Raw genomic sequence first — 24,816 nt, 5'->3', positions numbered from 1 at the left:
GGCCGTTGCCAACCGACCGTGGCGCCGCCTTGGTCCGGCGCACATATCGACGGGCCCGACCAGGCGATTAGCCTCGGACACGACGTCGAGGGTAGGCGGCCTGGAGGCGTGATGACATCGGCGCAATCTGATCAGCGTGGCCCGCTGGCGCCCGTGCTGGAGGAGCTGTCGCGCATCACCGGTGCGGTCGAGTCCGATCGTGCCGCCAGGGACCGGGCCACCATCGAGGCGCTGCGCAAGGAGGTCGCGGACCTGCGCGCGGCGGTCGCCCATCTGCGCGTCTCGCGGCGCCCGTTGCCCGCTTCGCTGCGTCCCGCGGTCGCGCGCTCCCTGATCGACGGCGCCGACGTCCCGGTGGAACGCCCGCACGCCGACGCCTAGCCGGTCCCGTTCGGGTCACCAGGGGACGCCGCGCTGGTCTCCGTGGTGACGGCGTGCCGGGCGCGGTGCCCTCGTCGGTAAGGCGGGCCGTCACGTCCGCATGAACGCATGTGCGTCACGACGACCCGCATACCGATGAAGCCAACTCATGCCTAGGCGGGCCGTGTGACCCTGGCGCCGGTGAAGAACGCCGCGAGCGGGTTGACGAGCCTCGGGCGCGCCCTGTTGAGGGCGTCGTGGCCGCTGCGCGGGATGAGCATGGTGCGGGCCTGGGGCAGGACGCGAGCCAGCGCCTCGTTGCTCTCGGCGTAAAAGGGGGCGCTGTCGGCGCCCGAGGCCAGCAGCACGGCGGAGGTGACCCCCGCCCACCGCTCGGCGGGGCCGTCGTTCCGGACGATGACGTCGGTCTCGTCGAGAGTGATCTCCAGCAGGTCGCTCATGGTGCGGCCGATCCGGGTGCGCATGAACGCGCGGACGATCGCGGTCTGCGCGCCGAGGGGCAGCTTCGCGGCTCCCGTCTGCGGGTTGATGCCGGACCCGACGATCGCGAGGGCGCGGGCGGTCTGCCCGTCCCGCAACGCCTGCCGCGCGGCGGGCAGCCAGGCCGCGGGGAAGCTGCCGTCGATGGAGATCGCCGCGTCGTAGAGCGCGAGCCGGTCGATCGGCAGCCGGTGCGCCGCCTTCAGCGCGATGAAGCCGCCCGAGCTGTGGCCGAGGACGTTGCCGGCGCCGGTCGCCTCCATGACGGCGGCGAGGTCGTCGATGTCCTCCTCGATGTCGTAGGGCTGTGACCTGGGCGGGGCGTCGGCGCGTCCGCGCCGGTCGTAGAGGTGGACGGTGAACCGGCTGGACAGCGCCGTGGCCAGCCTCCGGTAGACGTCGACGGTGACCCCGCCTCCGTGGACGACCACGAGGCCGGGTCCGCTTCCGCTGGTACGCACTGTGAGGTCGGCGCCGTCTCGTGCCGTGATCCGTGTCATGACCCGCGTGTCCTCCGTGTCTGAAACTGCAAACGTCGTTCGCAGTTTACAGTGGACCGGTGAACGACGCACCCGCCAATTCGCGCCCGTCCGGCTCCGAGGCCCGCCGGACCCCGATCTGGTCCAGGCCCGAGCGCGGCACCCGCGGCCCCGCGCCCGCGCACAGCAGGGACGCCATCGTCGAGGCGGCGATCGCCCTCGCCGACACCGAGGGGCTCGCCGCGGTGACGATGCGCGCCGTCGCCACCGCGCTCGGCACCGGCGCCGGATCGCTCTACCGGTACCTGTCGTCCCGCGACGACCTGCTGGACCTGATGACCGACCGGGTGGTGGGCGAGCTGCGGCCCTACCCGGAGGGCGACGGGGACTGGCTGGACGCGATGCTGGAACTGGCCCGCAGGCAACTGGCCCTCTACCGGCGCCACCCCTGGCTGGTGGAGGTGCTGCACCGGACGTCCGCGATCGGGCCCGAGGGCCTGGCCTGGTTCGACCACTGCCTGGGCATCCTGGACCCCGTGCCGGCCGGTGCCACCGCCAAGTTCGAGGCGATCGCGATGATGACCGGCGTCGTCAGCCTCTTCGCCCGCGGCGAGGCCGCCGCCGGATCCGTGCCGTTCGCGGGGCTGGACCTGACCGCGTACCCGCACTTCGCCGCCGCGCTCAGCCGCCCCGCGCCGCCCGCGCCGGAACGGGACCTCTTCGAGCGGGCCGTCCGCGGCATCCTGACCGGCCTCCTCACCTGACCCGCGCGGATCACTCGATCCGCAGGCCGGTGGGCACGTCCGCGGGCGTGAGGTCGGTCCGCAGCTCCAGCAGCCGCGCCGTGTGCCGCCAGCGGCGTCCGCGATCCTCGGCGATGTCGACCGACACCTGCGCGACGAGCGTCGGCTCGATGCGCTGGTAGGGGATCGGGGCGCGCCGGCCGGGTCCCCAGCCGGGGGACAGCAGCTCCGGCCAGGGATGGCCGGGCGGCGCCGGGCTCCTGGCCTCCAGCTCGGCCCGGAGCTCGTCGCGCAGGTCGGCCGGTGGGGCGCCGGTACGGCCCGCGATGCGCAGGACCCCGTCGTCGAAGTAACGGCCGATGACCAGGCTGGTTGGGGCGGTGACCGGGCCCGTGTAGCCGCCGACGATGACCAGCGTCTCCCGGCGATGCTTGATCTTCATCCATCCGCGCGTGCCCGATGTGTACGCGCCGGCCAGCGGCTTGATCACCAAGCCTTCGATCCCCTGGGCGGGCAGCACCTCCAGCCACAGCTCGGCCTCGCCACGATCGGTGGTCTGCGGCGTCAGGATCACCAGGTCGGTGCCCGGCACCCCCGCCAGCAGCCGTTCCAGGACGGCTCGCCGCTCGGCCAGCGGCCGGCCGCGCAGATCCCCCTCGTCCGCCGTCTCCAGGACGTCGAACACCGCCACCGTGACCGGGTGCCGGCGCGCGTGCTCGGCGGCGCGCCGTGGCCCCAGGCCGAGCCGCTGTCGCAGCACCTCGAAATCGAGGCGCCCTGCCGGTGACCAGTGCACCAGCTCACCGTCGAGGACCGTCCCCGCCGGGACATGCCGTCCGACCGCGGCCACGGTCTCCGGGAAGGAGCCGGTCAGCCTGGTGCAGGTGCGCGAGTACAGCTCCACGCCGCCCTCCGCCTCCACCCGCACCTGAACGCGGAACCCGTCCCACTTGGGCTCGAAGGCCAGGGCCTCGCCCGCCGGGATCTCCTCGACCGTCGCCGCGAGCATCGGCGCGACGGGCCCACGAATCCGCACCGGACGGCCTCAGCCGGGCGGGTCCGCGGCCGACGGCGTCGCGGTCTCCTCCGCCTCCAGCAGGTGCCTGCTCTGCAGGGCGAACAGCAGCCCGAAGGAGGGTACGACCAGCACCAGCGCGGCGATGAACACCACGATCAGGCTGACGAAGGTGGCCTGCGGCGCTCCGGCGTCGGTCAGGGTCACCGCCGTGCCGGGCAGCAGCACCGGATACTGGGCCACGCCCCATCCCCACACCACGGCGGCCACGCCGAGGGCGGCGATGGCCCGGGTGCCCCTCAGCCGCCTCGCGGTGAGCAGGACCACCACCGCCAGCCCGCAGACCCCGGCCACGATGACCAGCGGCAGCGCCCGGCCGATCAGCCGGTCGAACAACGCCTGGTTGGAACCGCGCAGGACGGCCAAGGTCACCAGCGACAACACCCCGGCCACGATGGCCGCGATCCGGGCCCGGTCGACGAAGTAGTCCAGCATCGGCCGGTCGTCGCGGCGGTCGGCCTCGCCGACCAGGTACACCGCCGCCAGGTAGCCGCAGGCGGCCACGAACAGCGCCCCGATCAGCAGCGAGGTCGGGCTCGTCCACGCGTCCAGATCGACCTTGCCGGGCACCGGGACGGCACCGGTGGCGATGGTGCCGATCACGGTGCCCATGAAGAAGGGGGTCATCAGCGAGGAGATGGCGAAGACGGCGCCGGTGGCGCGCTGGGTGTGCAGCCGGGACAGCTCCTTGCGGAACGCGAACCCGGCGCCGCGCAGCACGATGCCGCCCAGCGCGAGCCACAGCGGGAGCGCGGCGGTGGTCATCACCGAGCTGAACGCCTGCGGGAAGCCGGTCCAGAAGACGACCAGGATGAAGATCAGCCAGACGTGGTTGGCCTCCCAGACCGGCGTGATGGACGTGTCGATCAGCGCGCGCGGCGCCTGTCCCCGCCGCGTCCCGCCGGCCAGCAGGTCCCACAGGCCGCCGCCGAAGTCGGCCCCGCCCAGGACCGCGTACAGGGTGATCCCGGCGAGCAGGATCCCGCCCACCACGTCCGCGGCCGTCACCGTGCCTTCTCGCCTTCGGGCGTGTCCCGCGGGACGTCGGGAGGACCGTAGGGGACGGCCGCCTCCTCGGCGTCGCCGCTGCGCCAGCGCCGGGCCAGCATCCGCAGGATCGCGATCGTCCCCACCCCGAGCACCGCGTACAGGATGACGATCAGGGTCAGGGTGACGGCGACGCCCTCGTTGGTGGTCGCGGCCTCGGAGGTTCTCATCAGCCGGTAGACCACCCACGGCTGCCGGCCGACCTCGGTGACCACCCAGCCGGCCTCCATCGCGATGGTCGCGGCGGGACCGCTGATCAGCCCCAGAAGCCAGAACAGCCGCCCCGGCGGCAGCCGGCGCCGCCGCCACCACTCGTACAGCGCCCACAGCCCGGCGAGCAGCAGCAGCGTGCCCAGCCCGACCATGACGTCGAAACACAGATGGATCAGCGAGATCGCGGGCGGGCGCTCGTCGGGCGGCACGCTCTCCCAGCCGATGACCTGGGTGCTGGGCCGGAAACCGACCAGCAGCGAGTCCAAGTACGGGATCTTCACACCGCCGTGGACCCGGCCGTCGACATAGACCCCGCCGATCCATTCCGGCACGTTCCGTGAGGTCCGCGGGACGTACTCCATGGCGGCGAACTTCACCGGCTGGTCCCTGGCGATCGCCCGCGCCGCGGTGTCGCCGACGAAGATCTGGAACGGGGTCAGCACCGCCGCGGGGACGAATCCGACGGCGAAGCCGGTGTAGTGGTAGCGGTCCCGGCGGCCGCGCAGGATGCCCGCCGCGTACACCGACGCCACCAGGAAACCGGTGACCATGTAGGCGGCCAGGATCATGTGCGGCACCTGGTAGTCGAAGGCCGCGTTGAAGAACACCTGCCACGGGTCCACCGAGGTGATCACGCCGTCGCGTTCGGTGAAACCGCCGGGCTGGTTCATCCACGAGTTCACCGCGACCACCGACATCGCGCCGAAGATCCCGCTCAGGGCGATCGGCGTGCCGGACCACCAGTGCGCCCAGGGCGGCAGCCGCCGCCAGCCCCACAGATAGATCCCGGCGAAGATCGCTTCGAGGAAGAAGAACAGGCCTTCCATGGCGAACGGGATCCCCAGCACCGCCCCGTACCGGCGCATCAGTCCGGGCCACAGCAGGCCCATCTCGAACGACAGCACGGTGCCGGTGACCGCGCCGACCGCGAGCAGCACCGCCATGACCTGGGACCAGCGCCGTGCCAGCCGCAGCGCCGTCTCGTCGCTCCGGCGCAGGCCGATGAGCTCCGCCAGCAGCACGACCGTCGGCAGCGCGATCCCCAGGCAGGCCAGGATGATGTGGAAGCCCAGCGTGGTCGCCATCTGCGCGCGGGCCGGGACGACGTCCTTGCCCGCGTCCACCACGGCGTGCAGCGCCACGGCGTCCAGGACCATGGGGTGAAGGGTCAGGCTGCTAGCGCACATCCGCGTCCCCCGGCCTCACCGTGCCGTCGCCTGGTCCTGACGACTGGGGGATACTTCGACGATCAGGTGCCCGGTGACCGGCTGCCCGCTCTGCTCCCGGGAGTCGGCGAGGCCGCACAGGACGGTCAGCTCGGGCATGTATCCCACAGCGCAGCCGCGGGGGATGTGGTGGCGGACGGCACGGTCGCCGGTCATCTTCCAGGTCGCGGGCTCGACGCCGTTCTCGCAGATGTCGAGATGCAGGCCATGGGGGACATCGGGCCACGCGCACCCCGGGCAGTCGAAGCCGCCGTCCTGCGCCGGTCCGCGTCCGAGCGCCGGGGCGCCCGGCACCGGACCCAGCATGCGGTCGTCCGTGGTCGCGCTCTCGCCTTTGGTTGCCGGCATCGTCGTCTCTCCAGTCGTGCTCGGCTTCCGCCACGGTGGCCATCACCGGTTGTGTTCTCGCCATCACCGTCGGATAGCCCGCTACCCGGCCGAGCCGACTTCACACGGCCCCCGGACCTTTCGCGTTCGCCATCGCGGCACCAGTCCCGAACTCGAATGAGGTTTCCAGGGGGACGGTGTGGGTAGCCGCCCGATGGTGTCGGGGGACCCGAAAGCCGTCCCGTGGCAAGGGAGCTACCCTGCCGCGGTGGCGCTCGTGCTGCTCGCCTTGTGCCCGTTCCTCATACTGTCCGGCGCGTCGCAACTGTTCGGCGAACAGCTTCAACGCGAGCTGGGCGGCGGGGCGCTGGGCATGCAGCTCGCGGCCGGGATGTCGGACGCCGCCTACGCGCTCGGCGCCGTCATCGCCGCCGACCTGATCCAGCGCGTCCCGGCCCGCCAGGTCTACCTGGCGTGCGAGGTCGCGTTCGTGGTCGGTTCCCTGCTGGCCGCGCTCGCGCCGGGCATCGTGCCGTTCGCCGTCGGTCACGTGCTCCAGGGCCTGGCCACCGGCATGCTGCTGGTCGCCGCCCTGCCGCCGCTGGTCACCGGGCACGGCGTCGACAAGGTGCCGTTGACCGCGGCGTTCGTGAGCCTCGGGCTGTTCGGGGCCGTGACGCTCGGCCCGGTCGTCGGCGGCATCGTGGGGGACGTGGCGCAGTGGCGCCCGCTGTTCGTCGGCACGGCGGTGATCGGCGTCCTCGGGTTCGTGACCGGGCTGCTGGCGTTCCCGCGCCGGCCGTTGGGGGGCCACGAGATGACCTTCGACTGGGCGGCCATCCCGATCGCGACCGTCGCCACGATCCTGTCCTTTCTCGGGGTCGCCCTGCTGGGCGAGGTGACGTTCGCCTCCCCGGGCTTCATCGTGCCCGTCGTGCTGGGGCTCGCGGCGCTCGGCGCCCTCCTGGTGACCCAGTACCGGATGCGGCATCCGCTGATGCCGCTGAGGGTGCTGACCAACACGCTTCCGGTCACCGGGATCTCCTTGGCGATGGTGGTGGGCGCCGCGTTCATCACCCTGATCGAACTCACCGTGGCCTACCTGCTGCAGGTCGCCGGCCGGTCCCAGATCCTGTCCGGCGCGCTGCTGGCCGCCCAGCTCGCCGGGATCGCCGTGTCCGCGTGGCTGTTCAAGAGGACGCTGACGTCGCGCTGGCTGCCCGTGCTCCCGTTCACCGGGCTGTTCACGGTGGCGGCCGGCGGCGCGATCCTGCTGGGGCTGGGCGCCGGCCACGACCACCTCGTCGTGACCACGGCCGGTGTGCTGCTGGGTTTCGGGGCCGGTGCCGGGGTGACGCCCGGCCTGTTCATGGCCGCGCTGAGCGTCCCCGCCAGCCGGCTCGGACCGACCTTCGGCCTGGTGGAGCTGCTCCGCTCCGAGGCGGCGTTCCTCGTCGGCCCGGTGCTGCTGTACCTCGCCATGACGCACACGGACCTCGGCGACGGCATCCGCTCCTCCGTCCTCATCACCGTCGTGGTCACGCTGATCGGCGGCGTGGTGAGCGGCGTGCTGCTGCTGCTCGGCGGCGTGCCTCCGCACAGGCCGGACCTGGAGACGTGGATGGGCGGCCGGACGTCCGCCTACCACTCCCCGCCGGTCGCGGCCATACTCCGGGACACCTCAGGGTAGGGACCCGGGGACGGGGCCGCCCGGCAAGGGTCCGATCAGGGGCGGATCAGGGCGAATCCCGATGTTCCGGCGATCGCCGCGGCGGCAGGATCAAGGCATGGACACCGAGCACACCGAGCACACCGAGCACACCGGGCAGACCGGGCAGACCAGCACCGCCGCCGCCACGTGGCCGCGCCGCGTCAACGAGGGCCGCATGATCGCCGGGGTGTGCGCCGGCGCCGCGCGCCACCTGGGGATCGACGTCAACGTCCTGCGGCTGGGCCTGGCCGCCTTGGCGGTCGTCGGCACCGTCACCTCCTTCGGCGGCGCGGTCTTCCTGGTCTACGCCGCGGCGTGGGCGCTGATCCCCGCGGAGGGCCGGTCGTCGTCCATCGCCGAGGACCTGATCCGGAAGGCGAACCGGAACGCGACCGTCCAGGAGGTCGTGCGGAAGACCAAAGAGGGCCTGGACGAGGGCCTCGCCAAGGCGAAGGGGAAGCACGACCTCGCTTGACGCCCGTCAGCACAGGGCCGGTGACCCGAACGGGGTCACCGGCCCTTTCAGGTGCCGGACAGGATGGCGTGCACGGTCTCCACAGGGTCCGTCGTGGGCGCCAGGACGATCCCGCCGGCCATCTCCTTGAGGCGGGACACCAGGTCGAGGGCCAGTTCGATACCGACCTCGCGGGCGCCGTCGCCCGCGTCCTGGAGGGCGGCGAGGGTGCGGTCGGGGATCCGGACGTCCGGGACCTCGTGGGCGAGCAGCTCGGCCTCGGGGAAGCCGGTGAGGGGGTGGACGGCCGCGAGCACCGGCACCTCCCGTCCCGATGTCTGCCGGGCGACCAGGTCGAGAAGGCGTTCCAGATCGGCCGGGTCGTACACGGGACGGGTGATGAGGAAGCGCGCACCCGCGGCGATCTTGCCGGCGGCGCGGGCGGCCTCGCGTTCGGGTTCGCGGCTGCCGGGGTTGACGCGGGCGCCGATCTCGAACTCGGTCTTGGACGGCAGCCGCAGGCCGTAGTAGTCGTCGCCGTTGTTGAGGTCGGCGAGCAGTTCGATGAGGCCGAGGGAGTCCACGTCCCAGATGCCGTCGACGTGCGGGTAGTCGCCGAGCAGGGGCGGGCTGCCGGTCTCGCAGACGACGCGGCGCAGGCCGAGGGTGTGGGCGCCCAGCAGGTCCGCCTGCAACGCCATGATGGTCCGGTCCCAGGTGGTGACCGTGGCCATGGTGTCGACGCCGAGGGTCTGGTGCAGGTGCAGGGCCAGGTCGATGGGGTTCAACTGGGCCCTGGCGGTGCGGGACGCGACCACGGAGATGAGGCCGATCCCGTCGTCCATGAGCCGCCTGGCCATGTCGAGGGTCTCCTCGCCGCCGCCGGTCGGCGGGGGCGTCAGCTCGACGATGAACCGGTCGCCGAACGGCGCGCGGCGGACCGGCGCGGGCCGGGCCGGGGCGGGCTCCTCCCGCGGCGTCACGGTCAGGGGGCGCCGCCGGTACTCCTCGGCGGCCTGGACGATCGCGGCGAGCTGGGTCGGCGTGGTGCCGCAGCAGCCGCCGACGATCCGCGCCCCCGCCTCCAGGAGCTGCCGTACGTACCGGACGAAGTACTCGGAGTCGATGTCGTACTCGAACCGCGCCGGGGCCACGCGGCGCGGCAGGCCCGCGTTGGGCTGCACGGTCAGCGGCAGGTCGGTGTGCTCGCTCAGCGCCCGCAGCACGGCGAGGGAACGTTGCGGGCCGAGGGTGCAGTTGGTGCCGAGCGCGACGATCGGGGTGCCGGCCAGCGCCGAGGCGACCTCGCGCGGGGTGTGGCCGCTGAGCGTGTGGGTGTCGCTGGCGAACGTGGCCTGCGCGATCACCGGGACACGGCACAGCCCGGCCGCGACCTCCACGGCCTCGACCAGCTCGTCCAGATAGCCGAAGGTCTCCAGGAGCACCAGGTCCACGCCCGCGTCGTCCAGGACGGAGAGCTGTTCGGCGAGCGCGTCGCGGCGCTCGGCGGCACCGGCCCTGCGCCGCTGCTGCACGTTCACCGCGGGGGAGACCGACCCCGCGACCAGGACCGGCCGGTCGGCGGCGGCCGCGGCCTCGCGGGCCAGCCGCACGCCCGCGCGGTTGATCTCCTCCACCCGGTCGCCGAAGCCGTAGGCGGCCAGCCGCAGACGGCTCGCGCCGAAGGTGTTGGTCTGGACGATGTCGGCGCCGGAGTCCACGTAGCTGTCGTGGATGGTGCGCACCAGCGCCGCGTCGGTCAGGTTGAGGGCCGGCAGCGCCTGGTCGAGCGAGTTGCCCGCCGCGTGCAGCATGGTGCCCATCGCGCCGTCGCAGATCAGGATGCCCGACTCCAGGGCCTGCCGCAGGTCGGTCATGACGTTCCCAGTCCGGTGAGGATCTCCACGGCGACCTCGGCCATCAGCCGGTCGCGGTGGACGTCGAAGGAGAGCCCGGTGATCTCCTCGACGCGGCGGATCCGGTAGCTGACGGTGTTCGGGTGGACGTGCAGCCGCCGGGCGGTGCGGCGCGGGCTGCTGTTCTCGTTGAAGTAGACCGACAGCGTGGTCAGGTACTCCATGCCGGTCGCCTCCTCCTCGTCCAGCAGCTTGCCGATCACCTCGTCGGCGAACGCGCGCAGGTCGCCCACGTCGGGAACGCGCAGCAGCAGCCGATGGATTCCGAGGTCGGCGAACGCGGCGACGCCTCCGGAGCCGCCCATCCGCCGGACGCCGGCGAGCGCCCGACCGGCCTCGGCGTACGAGCGCGCGATCCCGGCCGCGCCGCCGCATTCGTTGCCCACCCCGGCGGCAACGACGCCGAGCCTGCGTTCGGCGATCGAGTCGGCGCACGCGGACGCCAGTTTGCGCACCTCGGCCAGCCCTTCCTCGCCTTCGCCGTTCACCGGGACGATGGCCACGACCTCGTCCTGGCGGGCGGCCACGATCGCGTCCGGGGCGAGGCGGGTGAGGGTCGACTCGACGAAGGCGAGCGGCCCCGTTCCGGCCGCGGCCGAGGGACCGGCGTGGACGAGCGCGACGGCCAGCACGTGGTAGCGGCGTTCCGGGTCGTAGCCGAGGTGGCGGGCCCAGCGCTCCGCCTCGCCGTCCTCCCGGTCGCCCGTCCCGGCGCCGCGTGCGTGCAGCAGCCCCTCGAACAGCTCCTGGCGGGCCCGGCCCGCGGCGGCGGCCACCACCAGCTCGCGGCCGAGCATCACCCCGCACACCATGGCGGCGTGCTCGGTGACCAGTAGCCGCATATCCTCGGTGAGGTCGTGGTCGCGGCCGCCGACGGTGAGCAGGTGCCCGGCCACGTCCTCGCCGACCGAGACCGGGGCGACGATCACCGAGGCGGCGTCGCCGGTCAGGTTCGGGACGGTGAGCGGGCGCCGGTTGCGGGCGGCGGAGTTGAGCACCGTGTACGGGCCGGACCCGCCGGCGTGGTCACGGAGCGTGCCGACCACCTCCGCGGGGTCGTCCACCCCGGCGAAGGCGATCACTTCGAGCGTGCGGTCGAGCAGCGCCACCTGCGCGCCGACGCCCTCGGAGAGGAACCGCACGACCCCGGCGACATCGACGTCCTGGGACGCCAGCGCCGACAGCCGCCCGCACATGGCGACGATCTTCCGCAGGACATAGGTCTCGTCGCGGGCGCCCGCCTGCCGGCCCGCGGGCGCCGCGTCGGAAGGGAACGCGGAGGTGCTCATCGCTGCGCCGGCCGCGGTCATGCCCGGAGTTCACGATCGGCGATCCAGGACGGGCAATGGCGCGACCGGCCCCCTTCACACCCTTTTGTGTTACGGCACAAGTGACACCCCTGACCCGTTGTCTCCACGCTCACGGTGACGCACGACACGGGCGATGACAAGCGATGTTCTGCTCAATGGAAGGCTTTCGGCCGACCGGTACCCCGCTGTGTCACGCCACAACGCCCGCCCGTCCACCATTGGCCCGCGAGCCGAAGACAGCCCGGAAGCCGAATGCGACTCTGTGAAGCGGTGACCGCCCGCAATACGCGACCAATATGCGGCAGGCGCATCGGTGCCGCCGATATCGAACCCGGAAGCAGCCATTGGATATGTCCAGCGAACCCCGCCGGGACCCGACCTGGCCCAGGCCGTTCCGTCCGAGGCTGTCCGCGCGCATGGGCTACCTGCTGCACGCGCTCATGGCCGCGAACGCGGTCTACCGGCGGCTCGCCGCCCTCATCGAACACCGGCCGCGCCTGTACCGCTGGTTAACGGCGGGGGAGAGGGCGAGCAAGGAGGCGCTGTTCGGCTGCCGGATGTGCGGCCAGTGCGAGCTTCCGGCGACCGGGTACACCTGCCCGATGACCTGCCCGAAGCAGCTCCGCAACGGACCCTGCGGCGGCGTGTCGGCCGACGGCCGCTGCGAGGTGCATCCCGAGCTGCGCTGCGTGTGGCTGATCGCGTACGAGCGGGCGGAGGCGTCGGGCCGCGGCGCCGATCTCGACCTGCTGCAACGTCCCGTCGACCATCGCGAGCGGGGCCGCAGCTCCTGGGTGAACTACTGGCAGGGCCGTGACGACGGCCTGTGGACGGCCTTTACCGACACCGACCCGTACCCGCCCTTGAACGGCGCGGGCGCACAGGAGAAGGGGTTGACGCCGAGATGAGCCCTCCCGATCCCGGTGGTGAGCTGCGTGCGGCGCTCGACGCCGGTCATTTCGTGGTGACCGCGGAGATCGAGCCGCCGGGGGACGCCGACCCGGACGCTGTGGCGCGCAAGGCGGAGCTGCTGCGGGGCTGGGTGGACGCCGCCAACATCACCGACAACCAGGGCGCGAGGGTCCGGATGTCCAGCCTGGCCGCGAGCCTGCTGGCGATGCGCGCGGGCGTGGAGCCGGTGATGCAGCTCACCTGCCGCGACCGCAACCGGCTCGCGCTCCAGTCGGACCTGCTGGCGGCGGGCGCGCTGGGCATCCCGAACGTCCTGCTGCTGACCGGCGACCATCCGAAGGCGGGCGACCATCCGGACGCCAAGCCGGTGTTCGACCTGGACGGCGTGCAGCTCGGCTGGGCGGCCCGCGCCCTGCGCGACGAGGGCACGCTGATGTCCGGCCGGGAGATCAGGACCAGGCCCGCCTGGATGATCGGGACGGTGGAGAACCCGTTCGCGCCGCCGACCGAGCTGCGGGCGCGGCGGCTGGCCAAGAAGGTCGCCGCCGGGGCGGAGTTCGTGCAGACGCAGTTCGTGTTCGACTTCGACCTGTTCGAGCGCTGGATGGGCGACCTGCGCGACCTCGGGGTGACCGAGAAGTGCGCGGTGCTGGCGGGCGTCGGCCCGATCCGCTCGCTGCGCGCGCTGGAGTTCATGCGCACCGTCCCGGGCGTCGTGATCCCGGACGAGGTGGAGCGGCGGCTGCGCGCCGTGCCGTCCGACCGGGTGACCGAGGAGGGCATCGACCTGTGCGTCGAGACCATCAAGCGGCTCACCGAGGTGCCCGGCGTGGCGGGCGTGCACGTCATGGCCATCGGGTTCGAGCGCGGCGTGCCCGACATCGTCCAGCGCGCCGGGGTCGGCCCCGGGGTCCGCGGCGAGGCCGGAAAGGGAGGCCGGTCATGATCGTGGACTTCCGCCCGCACGCCCGGCTGCGGGGCAAGAAGCCCTTGGACATCGGCAAGGCGGTGACACCCGTCCTGGAGGCGCTGCGCGACGAGGACGCCGACCTCGGGCGGGTCCGGGTGGTCTACGACTGGGTGCAGTACAGGAACAACTTCCGGGACGTGGTGGACGTCCGTCCCATCCTGTCCGCGTCGCCCGCTCTGAAGGATCCCGCACAGGAATGGCCCGTGCCCGTCCCCGTCGGCGTCCGGGACGACGACATGGAGATCGCCGTGGACGTGCGGCGCAGCGGTGACCACCCCCTGCACGAGCTGACGTCCGCCAGGCTGCACGACGCCGACGACCGCGATCTCTACCTGGAGGACTGGGGTCCGGGCAGGGAGAGCTGCATCTGGGCGTTCAACTCCCTGTACTGGTCGGCGCTGCGGGTGTGGGAGAAGGCGACCGGCCGCGAGTACGAGCAGGCCCTGCCCGGCGGCGAGAGCGACGCCCGCAACCGCGACGGCGCACGCGAGCTGATCGGCGACCTGTTCGCGGTGTGGGACCGGCTGTCGGAGACCGGCGCGCTGCCCGAGCAGTTGTACGTCGTCGAGTTCGGCGTCGGCAACGGCAACCAGGCGCGGGTGTTCCTGGACGAGTTCCGCGAGCTGGACCGGGCGCACGGCAAGGAGTACTACCGGCGGCTGCACTACCTGATGTGCGACAACTCGCCGCACGTCCTGGACCTGGCGCGGGAGAACGTCGCCGACCACGCCGAGCGGGTCAGCTCGTTCGCGCTGGACGCCACCCGCCCCTGCACCTCGCTCGGCTTCCTCCGGTACAAGGTCTTTTTGATCTACATCTCCAACGTCTACGACAACCTGCCCACCGACGAGGTCGCTCATCTGGGCGGGCGGACCTACCTCGTCCAGACCCGGGCCTACCTCCCGGCGGACGGCGCGGCCGGGCTCGCCGAGGACGTCGGCCTGGCACCGGAGGAACTGCCCGGACTGGTCCACCGGCTGCTGCGGCTCGGCCCGTCCCTGCTGGCCGACGCGGACCCGGCGCGGTTCCCGGACGTGAACAGCGCGGTGGGGTTCTGGCAGAAGGCGTGGTCGCTGGTGCGGCTGAAGGAACGCTACGTCCCGCTCGCCGGCCTGGACCTGTACGAGCTGGCGCCGTCGGTGAGCGGCGAGGCGCTGCGCCCGCTGCTGGAGCCGGGCGCGGACGTCCGGATGCACGTGAACAACGGCGCGCTGGCCAGCTTCACCGACAGCCTCTCCCTGCTGCACCCGTACGGGAAACTGGTGTGCCACGACCTGTTCGTCACCGACGTCCAGGGGTATCGGACGAGCTTCCGCGGCCCCGGCAAGTACGACGGGTCCGTGGTGAACTGGGTCAACGGACCGCTGCTCGCCCACGTGGGACGCCGCAAGGGGTTCGAGGTCCGGTACGCCCCGTTCCGGCATCGAGGCGGCGGGAACATCGTGACCATGACGGCACAGGTGAGGGACTGACGGATGGCGCACGGCAAGGCGATGGCGGGGGTGCCGTTGCTGCCGACCACCGTGGTCGGCTCGTATCCGGTGCCCGAGTGGATGGAACGCCTCAAGACCGACTACTACCGGGGCAGGATGAGCCTGGCGCAGCTCACCGACGTGCACGAGATGGCCATCAAGGCGGCGCTGCGCGACCAGGAGCTGGCGGGCATCGACATCGTGTCGGACGGCGAGCTGCGCCGCGACAACGACATCGACTACTTCCTCGCGCGCACCCCGGGCATCCGGCTCGCGGAGACGTCCAAGGACTTCTCCTTCGACTACTACGACGCGACGCTGCCCGCCCCGCTGCCCGGCTCCTTCGACGCGCCGCCGCTGAGGCTGGCCGACGACTACGCCTTCACCGCGTCCCAGACCTCGGCGCCCATCAAGTTCTCCTTCACCGGCCCGTTCTCGCTGTCCCGCCGGGTGCGGGACGAGGCGTACCGGGACGACCGCGAGCTGGTGCGCGCGCTGGCGCGGATGCTCAACGCCGAGGCGCGCGCCCTGGCCGAGCGCGGCGCGACGCTGCTCCAGATCGACGAACCGTTCCTGGCCGGCTACCCCGACCAGGTGGTCACGGCGATCGAGGCGATCAATGTGGTGACCGAGGGCGTGGACGTCACCTGGGCGCTGCACGTTTGCTACGGCAACCGCTACGCTCGCCCGTTGTGGGAGGGCCACTACGACTTCCTGTTCCCCGCCGTCCTGGACACCACGGTCGACCAGCTCGTGCTGGAGTTCGCCCGCAAGGGCCAGGAGGACCTGCCGGTCGTGCGCAAGTTCGGCTGGGACCGCGACCTCGGCCTCGGCGTCCTGGACGTCAAGAGCGCCGAGGTGGAGACCCCCGAGCTGATCGCCAACCGGATCCGCAACGCCCTGGAGCTGGTGCCCGCCGACCGGCTGGTGGTCAACCCCGACTGCGGCCTGCGCAACCTGACCGGGGCGGTCGCCAGGGCCAAGCTCGCCGCCATGGTGGAGGGCACCGCGGCCGTCCGCCGCGAACTGGGCCCCGCCACCGACAGCACGTCCACGCCGATCACCGAACCACTCGCGCAAGGAGCCTGATATGCCGGCCGTTTCCCGCGACTACCTCTTCACCTCCGAGTCCGTCACCGAGGGGCATCCGGACAAGATGGCCGACGCGGTGTCGGACGCCGTCCTGGACGCCGCCCTGGCCGCCGACCCGAACTCGCGGGTGGCGTGCGAGACCCTGCTGACCACCGGCATGGTCGTCGTGGCCGGTGAGATCACCACGCCGGAGCAGCTCGACTACACCAAGATCGTCCGGGACACCGTCAACGCGATCGGCTATGACGACCCCGCGTACGGCTTCGACGGCAACTCCTGCGCGGTGCTGGTGGCCCTGGACAAGCAGTCGCCCGACATCGCCCAGGGCGTCGACTCCGCGCACGAGCACCGTGGCGGCCAGTCCGAGGACGAGCTGGACCGGGCCGGCGCGGGCGACCAGGGGATGATGTTCGGCTACGCCACCGACGACACCCCCGAGCTGATGCCGATGCCGATCGCGCTGGCGCACCGGCTGGCCCGGCGGCTGGCGGAGGTCCGCAAGGACGGCACCATCGGCTACCTGCGTCCCGACGGCAAGACCCAGGTGACGGTCCGCTACGTGGACGACGTCCCGGTCGCGGTCGAGCGGGTGCTGATCTCCACCCAGCACGCCGAGGACGCGGACAACGAGCAGATCCGCGCCGACCTGTGGGAGCACGTGGTCACCGCGACCCTTCCCGAGGGCTTCTACGACCCCGAGGCGCTGCGCCGTGACCTGCTGGTCAACCCCACCGGACGGTTCGTGATCGGCGGCCCGGTGGGCGACGCGGGCCTGACCGGACGCAAGATCATCGTGGACACCTACGGCGGCTACGCCCGGCACGGCGGCGGCGCGTTCTCCGGCAAGGACCCCTCCAAGGTCGACCGGTCCGCCGCCTACGCCGCCCGGTACGCCGCCAAGAACATCGTGGCCGCGGGGCTCGCCAAGCGCGCCGAGGTCCAGGTGGCCTACGCGATCGGCGTGGCCAGGCCGGTGTCGGTGCTGGTCGACACCTTCGGCACCGAGCGGGTCAGCCCCAAGGTCATCGAGAAGCTGGTGGCCGACCACTTCGACCTGCGCCCCGCCGCGTTCCGCCGCTATCTGGAACTGCACCGCCCCATCTACTCGCCGACCTCCGCGTACGGGCACTTCGGCCGCACCGACGTCGACCTGCCGTGGGAGCGCACCGACCGGGCCGACGCGCTGCGGGAAGCTGCGGGACTGACCGGCACCCGGAGCGGAGCGCCAGCGGAGTGGAGGGGGTCGGTCAGTCCTGCTCTTGCCGGGGAGTCTGAGGGGTCGTCCCCTCAGGGGGTGAACTGACGGCGGATGCCAAACCGGCTACGGTCTGACGAAACGTACCGTACGTCCGCAGGAGCACAGTATGCGCGCGATCGTCGTCAGCCGTAACGGCGGCCCCGAGGTCCTGGAGGCCACCGAACGCGAGGACCCCGTCCCCGGTCCGGGCGAGGTGCTCATCGAACTGGCGGCGAGCGGCGTCAACTACATCGACGTGTACTTCAGGACGGGCGCCTACCCGCAGCCGACGCCGTACGTGCCGGGCGTCGAGGGCGCCGGCACCGTCGCGGCGCTCGGTGAGGGCGTGACGGACTTCTCCGTCGGCGACCGGGTGGCATGGGTCAACGTGCCCGGATCGTACGCGCAGTACGCCGCCGTCCCGGCCGATCTGGTGGTGCCCGTCCCCGACGAGGTGGACCTGCAAGTCGCGGCGGCCTCGCTGTTGCAGGGCGTCACGGCGGAGTACCTGACGCGGTCCACGGACCAGGTGAGGCCGGGCGACACCGTCCTCGTGCACGCCGCGGCGGGCGGGATGGGCCTGCTGCTGGTCCAGCTCTGCAAACTCCTCGGCGCCCGGGTCATCGGAACCGTCTCCACACCGGAGAAGGAGAAGACGGCCCGGGACGCCGGGGCGGACGAGATCGTCGGCTACGACGGGTTCGCCGAGGAGGTGCGGCGGCTCACCGGCGGCGAGGGCGTGGCCGTCGTCTACGACGGCGTCGGCGCGCCCACCTTCGACGGCAGCCTGGCCAGCCTGCGCCGGCGCGGCATGATGGTGCTGTACGGCGCGGCGGGCGGGCGCGTCGAACCCGTGGACCCGCAGCGGCTCAACACCGCGGGCTCGCTCTTCCTCACCCGTCCCACGCTGTACCACTACACCCACACCCGAGAGGAACTGCTCGAACGGGCCACCGCGGTGTACGGGTGGGTCGCGTCCGGCGACCTGCGCGTCCACATCGGCCACCGGTACGACGTGGCCGACGCCCGCGCCGCCCACGAGGACCTCGAGGCCCGCCGCACCACCGGCAAGCTGCTGCTGATCCCCTAGCCCGCGTCCGTCCTCTGGTCCGTGCCTGCGGCCTCCGCCTCCACGAGGGAGAACGGCATCCCATCCGCCGGGATGACCCTGGACAGCCGCAGCCCGGAGCGGGCGAACAGGTCCCGGAACTCGCTCTCGGTGCGCTGCCGGGCGCCACGGGGCGCGATGACCAGCATCTCCAGGTCGATCAGCTTGGCCCGGGACGGCTCGCGCCCGTCGGGGAGCACCGCCTCGGCCAGCAGCACCCGGCCGCCCGGGTTCATGGCCTCGCGGCAGTTCCGCAGGATCCGGACGGACCTGTCGTCGTCCCAGTCGTGCAGGATGTTCGACAGCACGTACACGTCGCCGCCCGCGGGCACCGAGTCGAAGAAGCTGCCGCCCCGGTAGTCGCAGCGGTCACCGACCCCGGCCGCGTCGACGATCTGCCCTTCGACCACGTCGGGCAGGTCGTACAGCACGCCGCGGATCCCCGGGTTGGCGGCCAGGATCGCCGCGAGCAGCCCGCCCTGGCCGCCGCCGACGTCCACCACCGTCCGGGCGGGGCCGAAGTCGTGGCGGGCGGCGATCGCCGCGACCGCGGACCCGCCCGACACCTCGGTCATGGCCCTGTCCATGATCCGGGCGTCCTCGGGGTGATCCCGCAGGTAGTCCATCAGGATGCGGCCGTTCACCTGCTCGAACGCCGACCGTCCCGTCCGGACGCTGTCCACCAGGCCCGTCCACGCGTAGCGGTGGAACGGGCGGCCGAGCATGATCGCCCAGTTTCGGAGCGACCCGGGCACGCCGTCCCGGAGCGCCTCGCCCAGCGGCGTCGAGGCGAAACGCCGCCCGTCGAGCTCCTCGAACACCCCCAGATCCGACAGCGCCCGCAGGAGGCGGTACAGGGACGGCGCGTCCGCCCCCACCTCCGCGGCGATGTCCTCGACGGCCCGTGGCCCGTCCGCCAGCGCGTCGGCGACCCCCAGCTCGGCCGCCGCGCTGAGGGACTGGGACACCAGCGTCCCCCATGTCATGTCCAGCAACAGCGCCTCGGGCGCCGGTTGCGGCATCTCGTCGTCCATACGTCCCACCTCCCCGCGCATCACCAGGGCATACCCACCCCCGCGGCGCGCTCAGCGCTCGTCCACCAGGCTCTCCAGGCCGCCGATGCGTTGCAGCGTGTGCCGGCCCAGCCGGATGCCGCCGACGGCCGAGACCATCGACCGGACGGGGCGCCGAGGTCTCGTGGGAGCGAGGTGGACGCGGCGGTGGCGGGGCGAGGACGTAAGGTACCGCTCGTACCGGTCCGGGAGGATCCGGTCCGGGAGGGAAAGGACGCACGTGCCTCCGACCACCCCACCCCTCGGCAGGCTGCTCGTCGCCAACCGGGGCGAGATCGCCGTCCGGATCATGGACGCCGCCGCTGCGCTGGGCGTGCCGTCCGTGGCGGTGTACGCGGCGGACGACGCCGGGTCCGCGCACGCGCGGCTCGCCGACGAGGCCGTCCCGCTGGACGGTTCCGGCCCCGCCGCCTACCTGGACGCGGCCGCGATCGTCGAGGCGGCGGCACGGACCGGGTGCGACGCCGTCCACCCCGGCTACGGGTTCCTCTCGGAGAACGCCGCGTTCGCCGAGCGGTGCGAGCAGGCCGGCCTCACCTTCGTGGGGCCGGGCCCCGAGACGCTCCGCCTGCTCGGCGACAAGACGCGCGCCCGCCGCCTGGCGCGCGACCTGGGCATCCCGCTGCTCGACGCCACCGAAGGACCCACCGACCTGGCGACGGCGCGCGCCTTCCTCGACGACCACGGCGCCGTCATGGTCAAGGCGGTCGCGGGCGGCGGCGGGCGCGGCATGCGGCCCGTGTCCGACCCGGCCGCGCTGCCCGAGGCGTTCGAGCGCGCCGCGTCCGAGGCCGAGCGCGCCTTCGGCGACGGCTCCCTCTACGTCGAACGGCTGCTGCGCGGCGCCCGCCACATCGAGGTCCAGATCGTCGGGGACGGCACCGGCGCGGTCGTCCACCTCGCCGACCGGGACTGCGGGCTGCAACGGCGGCGGCAGAAGCTGATCGAGATCGCACCCGCGCCCGACCTGGACCCGGACGTGGCCGCGCGGCTGCGGGAGGCGGCGCTCGCGCTCGGCCGGGCGCTGTCGTACCGGGGCGCCGGCACCGTCGAGTTCCTGGTCGCGGGCACGGAGGTCGCGTTCCTTGAGGTCAACCCGCGCGTCCAGGTCGAGCACACGGTGACCGAGGAGGTCACCGGGGTCGATCTGATCGAGACCGGGCTGCTGGTCGCGGGCGGCGCGACCCTCGCCGGTCTCGGCCTGGCGTCGCCGCCCGCCGTGCGCGGCATCGCCTTGCAGGCGCGGGTCAACACCGAGACGCTGCTCGCGGACGGCACCGTCCGTCCCGCGTCCGGGACGCTCACCCGGTTCGAGCCGCCGACCGGGCGGAACGTGCGCGTCGACACCCACGGCCGCACCGGCGACACCGTCGGGCCCCGGTACGACCCGCTGCTCGCCAAGGTGATCGTCACCGATCCGGGCGGCTCGCCGCGCGGCGTCGCGCGCCGGGCGTCCCGCGCCCTCGCGGCCTTCGCCGTCGAGGGGGTGGACACCAACCTCCCGCTGCTGCGCGCCCTGCTGGACCGTCCCGAGCTCGGCACGGCGGCGGCCACGACCGACTTCGTGGAAGCGCACCTGGCGGAGCTGACCGAGGCGGCCGAAGAGGCTCCCGGCGCCCCGGCGGTGGCGCCCTCCGGGACGGTGCCGGTCTTGAGCCCGCAGCAGGGGGTCGTGGTGGAGGTCTCCGCCGCGCCGGGCGACGCCGTCCCCGCGGGAACGCAACTGCTGGTCCTTGAGGCCATGAAGATGGAGCACGTCGTCACGGCCCCCGTGCCGGGCATCGTGCGGGACGTGCCGGTCAAGGCCGGTGACGTGGTGCCCGCCGCGGCGCCGGTGGCGTTCCTGGAGGAGGACGCCGCGCTCGCGGCCGAGGCGTCCGGCCCCGCCGAGGTGGACCTCGACCGCGTCCGCCCGGACCTGGCCGAGACCGTCGAGCGGCACCGCGTCGGGCTGGACGAGGGACGTCCCGCGGCCGTGCGGCGCAGGCACGACGCGGGGCGGCGCACGGCGCGGGAGAACCTCGCCGACCTGTGCGACCCCGGCAGCTTCACCGAGTACGGCGCGCTCGCCATCGCGGCGCAGCGCCGCCGCCGCTCGCTGGAGGACCTGATCGCCAACACCCCCGCCGACGGCCTGGTCGCCGGGACCGCGACCATCGGGGGACGGCCGTGCGCGGTGATGTCCTACGACTACACGGTCCTCGCGGGCACGCAGGGCCTCCAGAACCACCGCAAGACCGACCGCCTGCTCGACGTGGCGGCCCGGCGCGGCCTGCCGCTGGTGATCTTCGCGGAGGGCGGCGGCGGGCGTCCCGGCGACACCGACACCGCGTCCGTCGCGGGCCTGGACGTGACCACGTTCCGGATGGCCGCCGCCCTGTCGGGACGGGTGCCGACGGTCGCGATCGTCTCGGGCTACTGCTTCGCGGGCAACGCCGCGCTCGCCGGGGTGTGCGATGTCATCATCGCCACCGAGGAGGCGAGCCTCGGGATGGGCGGCCCCGCGATGATCGAGGGCGGGGGCCTCGGCGTCGTCGCGCCCGGCGACGTGGGGCCGATGCCGGTGCAGGCGGCCAACGGGGTGGTCGATCTTCTCGTGCCCGACGACGCGGCGGCCGTCGCCGCGGCCCGCCGGTACCTGTCCTACTTCGCGGGGCCCGTGGACGACTGGGACTGCGCCGACCAGCGGCTCCTGCGGCATCTCGTCCCGGAGAACCGGCTGCGGGTCTACGACGTGCGGCCGGTGATCGAGACGCTGGCCGACACCGGCAGCGTCCTGGAGCTGCGGGCGGGCTTCGGCGCGGGGATCGTCACGGCCCTGGCCAGGATCGGCGGGATCCCGGTCGGGATCATCGCCAACGACCCCCGCCACCTGGGCGGGGCGATCGACGGGGACGCCGCCGACAAGGCCACCCGGTTCCTGACGCTCTGCCAGTCCCAGGGGCTTCCCGTCGTCTCCCTCTGCGACACGCCGGGGTTCATGGTCGGACCCGAGACCGAGCGGACGGGCGCCGTCCGCCGCTTCGGCGCGATGTTCGTGGCCGGGGCGCGGCTCACCGTCCCGGTGTGCATGGTCGTCCTGCGCAAGGGCTACGGGCTGGGCGCCATGGCGATGGCGGGAGGCGACTTCAAGGCCCCGCTGCTCACGGTGAGCTGGCCGACCGGCGAGTTCGGCGGGATGGGCCTGGAAGGCGCGGTCCGCCTCGGCTACCGCAAGGAGCTGGAGGCCATCGACGACCCCGCCGAACGCCAGGCCCGGTACGAGGAGCTGGTCGCCGAGTCCTACGAACGGGGTAAGGCCCTCAGCATGGCAGCGGCCTTCGAGATCGACGACGTCATCGACCCCGCCGAGACCCGTACCGTCCTGGTCCAGGCGCTCACCCGGTGACACGCGCGGCGGCGTTCGAGCTGCTGGGCGTGGGCGCCATGAACTCGCCCCGGTTCCGGCCCGCCGGGCTGCTGGTCCGGTACGGGCGGTACCGCGTCATGCTGGACGGCGGCGAGGAGGCGGCACCGCCCGGCCCGGTGGCGGCCTGGCTGGTGTCGGACGGGCGCGCCGAGCTGATGCCCGAGATCCGGCGGGTGTGCCGGGAGCGCGGCCTGGGCGTCGAGCCCGCCGTCGCGGCGTTCGAGCGCGCGGGCGTGAGGATCGGGCCGCGGCCGGTCGTCCACACGTCCCATCCGGCCTACGGCTATCTGATCGAGTCCGGCGGCGCCCGTACGGTCTGGGCGCCGGAGTTCTGGGAGTTCCCCGCGTGGGCGGGCGGCGCGGACCTGATGTTCGCGGACGCGGCCGGGTGGCGGCGGCCGATCCGGTTCGCCCGTGGCGTCGGCGGCCACGCCTCCGCCCTCGCCACCGCCGAGGAGGCGCGGCGCCGCGGGGTGCGGCGCCTGGTGTTCGCCCACATCGGGCGTCCCAGCATCCGCGCCATCGACCGAGGCGAGAACCCGCCCTTCGGCGAATGGGGTGTCGAAGGGCGCGCCTACCGCGCGTGAAGCCGGTCAGTCGTCGCGGTGCCGCTTGGACGAGGGCTCTCCGTAGCCCGGCTTCGGGTCGGGGCCGAAGTCCTGCTGCTTGCCCTCGTGAATGCTGTCGAGCCGCTCGGCGTGGTGGTGCCGTTCATGCTCGGGACGGGTGTGGAGCTGCTTGGACGCGCCCGTGGTGACGTGTTCGGCGCTCGGTGAGGACCCCGCGGCCCGTGCCTCCCGGGCCCTCTTACGCCGCTGCGTCTCGTCCCCCTCCATCTTCTTGCGCACCATGCTCGTTCCCCCCATGGTCACCGTTGTTCATGGTCACCGTTGTTCAGCTTCTGTGGAAAACAGCCCCATACCCGGGAAGATCCGGTGCAACCGCGTGTGACCTGGGTACGCCGGTTTCGTGGGTGCATTGGGTGGTTCGATCCCTCTTGGCCGTATCGGCGGCATCAGGATCGGCGTCAACGTCAGCGTTCTGGTGATCGTCGCGATCGTGGTGGTGGGGCTGACGCTCGGCCTCTTCCCGGACGTCTACCCGGGCAGGAGCCTGGCCGCCTACCTGGCGGCCGGCCTGATCAGCGCCGTGCTGCTGCTGGCCTCGCTGCTCGTGCACGAACTGTCGCACGCGCTGGTCGCGCGCCGCAACGGGATCGAGGTCGGCGGCATCACGCTGTGGCTGCTGGGCGGCGTGGCCCAGTTGCGCGGCGAGCCGCGCACACCGGCCGCCGACCTGCTGATCGCGGTGGTCGGCCCGCTGGCCAGCCTGGCGCTGGGCGTGGTGTCCGGGCTGGTCGCGCTGGTGCTCGCGAACGCCATCGGGGCGGGCCTCGTGGTGGGCGTGTGCGCCTACCTGGCCGGGATCAACGTGCTGCTGGCGGTGTTCAACCTCATCCCGGCGGCGCCGCTGGACGGCGGGCGGGTGCTGCGCGCCGCGCTGTGGTGGCGCACCGGCGACCGGGTCAGGTCCGCGATCACCGCCGCCCGCGCCGGCCGGGCCTTCGGCTTCCTGCTGATCGTGGGCGGCGTCCTGATGTTCGTGTTCGGCGGGGGCTTCGACGGGCTGTGGCTGGCCCTGATCGGCCTGTTCCTGATCTCCGCGGCGCGGGCCGAGGAGCAGCAGACCCGGATCAACGCGGCCCTCAGCGGGATCCAGGTCGGCGAGATCATGACGCCCCGGCCGACCGTGGCCGACCCTCAGCAGTCCGTGGGCGAGCTGATCGACGAGACCGTGCTGACCCACCGGTTCTCCACGTACCCGCTGGTCCGGGACGGGCGCCTGGCCGGGCTGGTGACGCTGAACCGCGTCCGCGCCGTCCCGCCCGGCGAGCGCGGCAGCCGCCGGCTCGCCGACATCGCCTGCCCGCGGGGCGAGGTGCCGACCACCCATCCGAAGGAGCACCTCGTCGACCTGCTGCCCCGGATGGCGGGCTGCACGGACGGCCGCGCCGTCGTCCTGGACGACGACCAGCGCGTCCTCGGCGTGGTCACGCCCAGCGACATCAGCCGCGCGGTGCAGGTGAAGGAGCTGAACGGCCCCGGCCCCGGCGGGCACACGCGGTGGCCGCCGCGCGGAGGCGACCTGGTCTCGCACGGCGAGCGCGGCAGGGCGGCCTAG

Annotated in this window: 22 protein-coding genes and 1 pseudogene; 13 read left to right on the top strand and 10 right to left on the bottom strand. The window is 73.0% G+C overall.

The genetic code is table 11. The annotated features are described in order from the left end of the window. Positions 1-111: 111 nt before the first annotated feature. Positions 112-381, top strand: coding sequence for a hypothetical protein (locus QSK21_RS01395; RefSeq protein WP_285692952.1), 270 nt, complete (start codon positions 112-114; stop codon positions 379-381). Positions 382-533: 152 nt separating this feature from the next. On the opposite strand, the gene QSK21_RS01390 is transcribed toward QSK21_RS01395, so the two are convergent. Continuing rightward, the gene (locus QSK21_RS01390) at positions 534-1,361 is read right to left on the bottom strand and encodes an alpha/beta fold hydrolase (RefSeq protein ID WP_285692950.1); all 828 of its coding nucleotides are present in this window, start codon (positions 1,359-1,361) and stop codon (positions 534-536) included. 59 nt (positions 1,362-1,420) lie between these two features. On the opposite strand from QSK21_RS01390, the gene QSK21_RS01385 reads away from it, so the two are divergent. Next, positions 1,421-2,104, top strand: coding sequence for a TetR/AcrR family transcriptional regulator (locus QSK21_RS01385; RefSeq protein WP_285692947.1), 684 nt, complete (start codon positions 1,421-1,423; stop codon positions 2,102-2,104). 10 nt (positions 2,105-2,114) lie between these two features. On the opposite strand, the gene QSK21_RS01380 is transcribed toward QSK21_RS01385, so the two are convergent. Genes QSK21_RS01380 through QSK21_RS01365 form a run of 4 tightly spaced genes read right to left on the bottom strand, consistent with a single transcriptional unit; the run spans position 2,115 to position 5,992 of the window. Beyond that, complete coding sequence (locus tag QSK21_RS01380; protein ID WP_285692945.1) at positions 2,115-3,092, bottom strand: ATP-dependent DNA ligase; 978 nt, start codon at positions 3,090-3,092, stop codon at positions 2,115-2,117. A gap of 36 nt (positions 3,093-3,128) precedes the next feature. Further along, positions 3,129-4,166 carry a cytochrome d ubiquinol oxidase subunit II gene (locus QSK21_RS01375; protein ID WP_285692943.1) on the bottom strand — a complete coding sequence of 346 codons (1,038 nt, stop codon included), beginning with the start codon at positions 4,164-4,166 and terminating at the stop codon, positions 3,129-3,131. Further along, on the bottom strand, positions 4,163-5,575 hold the full coding sequence (locus QSK21_RS01370; RefSeq protein ID WP_285692942.1) for a cytochrome ubiquinol oxidase subunit I: 1,413 nt from the start codon (positions 5,573-5,575) through the stop codon (positions 4,163-4,165). The genes QSK21_RS01375 and QSK21_RS01370 overlap by 4 nt, the downstream gene beginning before the upstream one ends. A 45-nt stretch (positions 5,576-5,620) precedes the next feature. Beyond that, positions 5,621-5,992: a hypothetical protein gene (locus tag QSK21_RS01365; RefSeq protein WP_285692940.1), complete on the bottom strand. Its 372-nt coding sequence runs from the start codon at positions 5,990-5,992 to the stop codon at positions 5,621-5,623. A gap of 247 nt (positions 5,993-6,239) precedes the next feature. Between QSK21_RS01365 and QSK21_RS01360 the strand changes: the two genes are divergently transcribed. Continuing rightward, on the top strand, positions 6,240-7,661 hold the full coding sequence (locus QSK21_RS01360) for an MFS transporter (protein ID WP_285692938.1): 1,422 nt from the start codon (positions 6,240-6,242) through the stop codon (positions 7,659-7,661). A gap of 97 nt (positions 7,662-7,758) precedes the next feature. Continuing rightward, positions 7,759-8,157, top strand: a complete 399-nt coding sequence (locus QSK21_RS01355) for a PspC domain-containing protein (RefSeq protein WP_285692936.1) — start codon at positions 7,759-7,761, stop codon at positions 8,155-8,157. 47 nt (positions 8,158-8,204) lie between these two features. Here the strand turns inward: QSK21_RS01355 and QSK21_RS01350 are convergent, their stop codons facing one another. Next, positions 8,205-10,013 (bottom strand): bifunctional homocysteine S-methyltransferase/methylenetetrahydrofolate reductase, encoded by a 1,809-nt coding sequence (locus QSK21_RS01350; protein WP_285692934.1) that lies wholly within the window; start codon positions 10,011-10,013, stop codon positions 8,205-8,207. Next, complete coding sequence (locus tag QSK21_RS01345) at positions 10,010-11,362, bottom strand: PucR family transcriptional regulator (RefSeq protein ID WP_285692932.1); 1,353 nt, start codon at positions 11,360-11,362, stop codon at positions 10,010-10,012. Before QSK21_RS01345 ends, QSK21_RS01350 begins: the two co-directional genes overlap by 4 nt. A 350-nt stretch (positions 11,363-11,712) precedes the next feature. On the opposite strand from QSK21_RS01345, the gene QSK21_RS01340 reads away from it, so the two are divergent. From QSK21_RS01340 to QSK21_RS01315, 6 genes and pseudogenes are all read left to right on the top strand, one after another. After that, on the top strand, positions 11,713-12,270 hold the full coding sequence (locus QSK21_RS01340; RefSeq protein WP_285692930.1) for a methylenetetrahydrofolate reductase C-terminal domain-containing protein: 558 nt from the start codon (positions 11,713-11,715) through the stop codon (positions 12,268-12,270). Then, positions 12,267-13,220, top strand: coding sequence for a methylenetetrahydrofolate reductase (locus QSK21_RS01335; protein ID WP_285692928.1), 954 nt, complete (start codon positions 12,267-12,269; stop codon positions 13,218-13,220). The genes QSK21_RS01340 and QSK21_RS01335 overlap by 4 nt, the downstream gene beginning before the upstream one ends. Next, positions 13,217-14,716, top strand: a complete 1,500-nt coding sequence (locus QSK21_RS01330; protein ID WP_285692927.1) for an SAM-dependent methyltransferase — start codon at positions 13,217-13,219, stop codon at positions 14,714-14,716. Before QSK21_RS01335 ends, QSK21_RS01330 begins: the two co-directional genes overlap by 4 nt. A 3-nt stretch (positions 14,717-14,719) precedes the next feature. Then, positions 14,720-15,805, top strand: a complete 1,086-nt coding sequence (locus QSK21_RS01325; protein ID WP_285692925.1) for a uroporphyrinogen decarboxylase/cobalamine-independent methonine synthase family protein — start codon at positions 14,720-14,722, stop codon at positions 15,803-15,805. Between the two features lies 1 nt (position 15,806). Then, a pseudogene (metK, locus tag QSK21_RS01320) lies at positions 15,807-17,009 on the top strand (methionine adenosyltransferase); the annotation flags it as partial. Between the two features lie 163 nt (positions 17,010-17,172). Then, complete coding sequence (locus tag QSK21_RS01315) at positions 17,173-18,135, top strand: quinone oxidoreductase family protein (protein ID WP_285692923.1); 963 nt, start codon at positions 17,173-17,175, stop codon at positions 18,133-18,135. Here QSK21_RS01315 and QSK21_RS01310 read toward each other — a convergent pair. Then, the gene (locus QSK21_RS01310) at positions 18,132-19,187 is read right to left on the bottom strand and encodes a methyltransferase (protein WP_285692921.1); all 1,056 of its coding nucleotides are present in this window, start codon (positions 19,185-19,187) and stop codon (positions 18,132-18,134) included. The two genes, QSK21_RS01315 and QSK21_RS01310, sit on opposite strands and share 4 nt — an antisense overlap. A gap of 51 nt (positions 19,188-19,238) precedes the next feature. Continuing rightward, positions 19,239-19,460 (bottom strand): hypothetical protein, encoded by a 222-nt coding sequence (locus QSK21_RS01305; protein WP_285692919.1) that lies wholly within the window; start codon positions 19,458-19,460, stop codon positions 19,239-19,241. Between QSK21_RS01305 and QSK21_RS01300 the strand changes: the two genes are divergently transcribed. Together QSK21_RS01300 and QSK21_RS01295 are read left to right on the top strand one after the other, a co-directional pair. Beyond that, positions 19,447-22,614 carry an acetyl-CoA carboxylase family protein gene (locus tag QSK21_RS01300; RefSeq protein WP_285692917.1) on the top strand — a complete coding sequence of 1,056 codons (3,168 nt, stop codon included), beginning with the start codon at positions 19,447-19,449 and terminating at the stop codon, positions 22,612-22,614. The genes QSK21_RS01305 and QSK21_RS01300 overlap by 14 nt on opposite strands. After that, positions 22,611-23,222: an MBL fold metallo-hydrolase gene (locus QSK21_RS01295; protein WP_285692916.1), complete on the top strand. Its 612-nt coding sequence runs from the start codon at positions 22,611-22,613 to the stop codon at positions 23,220-23,222. Before QSK21_RS01300 ends, QSK21_RS01295 begins: the two co-directional genes overlap by 4 nt. Positions 23,223-23,228: 6 nt before the next feature. On the opposite strand, the gene QSK21_RS01290 is transcribed toward QSK21_RS01295, so the two are convergent. Then, positions 23,229-23,501, bottom strand: coding sequence for a hypothetical protein (locus QSK21_RS01290; protein ID WP_285693316.1), 273 nt, complete (start codon positions 23,499-23,501; stop codon positions 23,229-23,231). Between the two features lie 103 nt (positions 23,502-23,604). Here QSK21_RS01290 and QSK21_RS01285 point away from each other — a divergent pair, with 103 nt between their 5' ends. Next, positions 23,605-24,816, top strand: a complete 1,212-nt coding sequence (locus tag QSK21_RS01285; RefSeq protein ID WP_285692913.1) for a site-2 protease family protein — start codon at positions 23,605-23,607, stop codon at positions 24,814-24,816.

Origin of the sequence: Actinomadura sp. NBRC 104412 (assembly GCF_030269515.1) — a bacterium.
GTDB lineage: Bacteria > Actinomycetota > Actinomycetes > Streptosporangiales > Streptosporangiaceae > Spirillospora.
The sequence above is the reverse complement of the archived record's forward strand: the minus strand, read 5'-3'. Positions and strand labels throughout refer to the sequence as shown.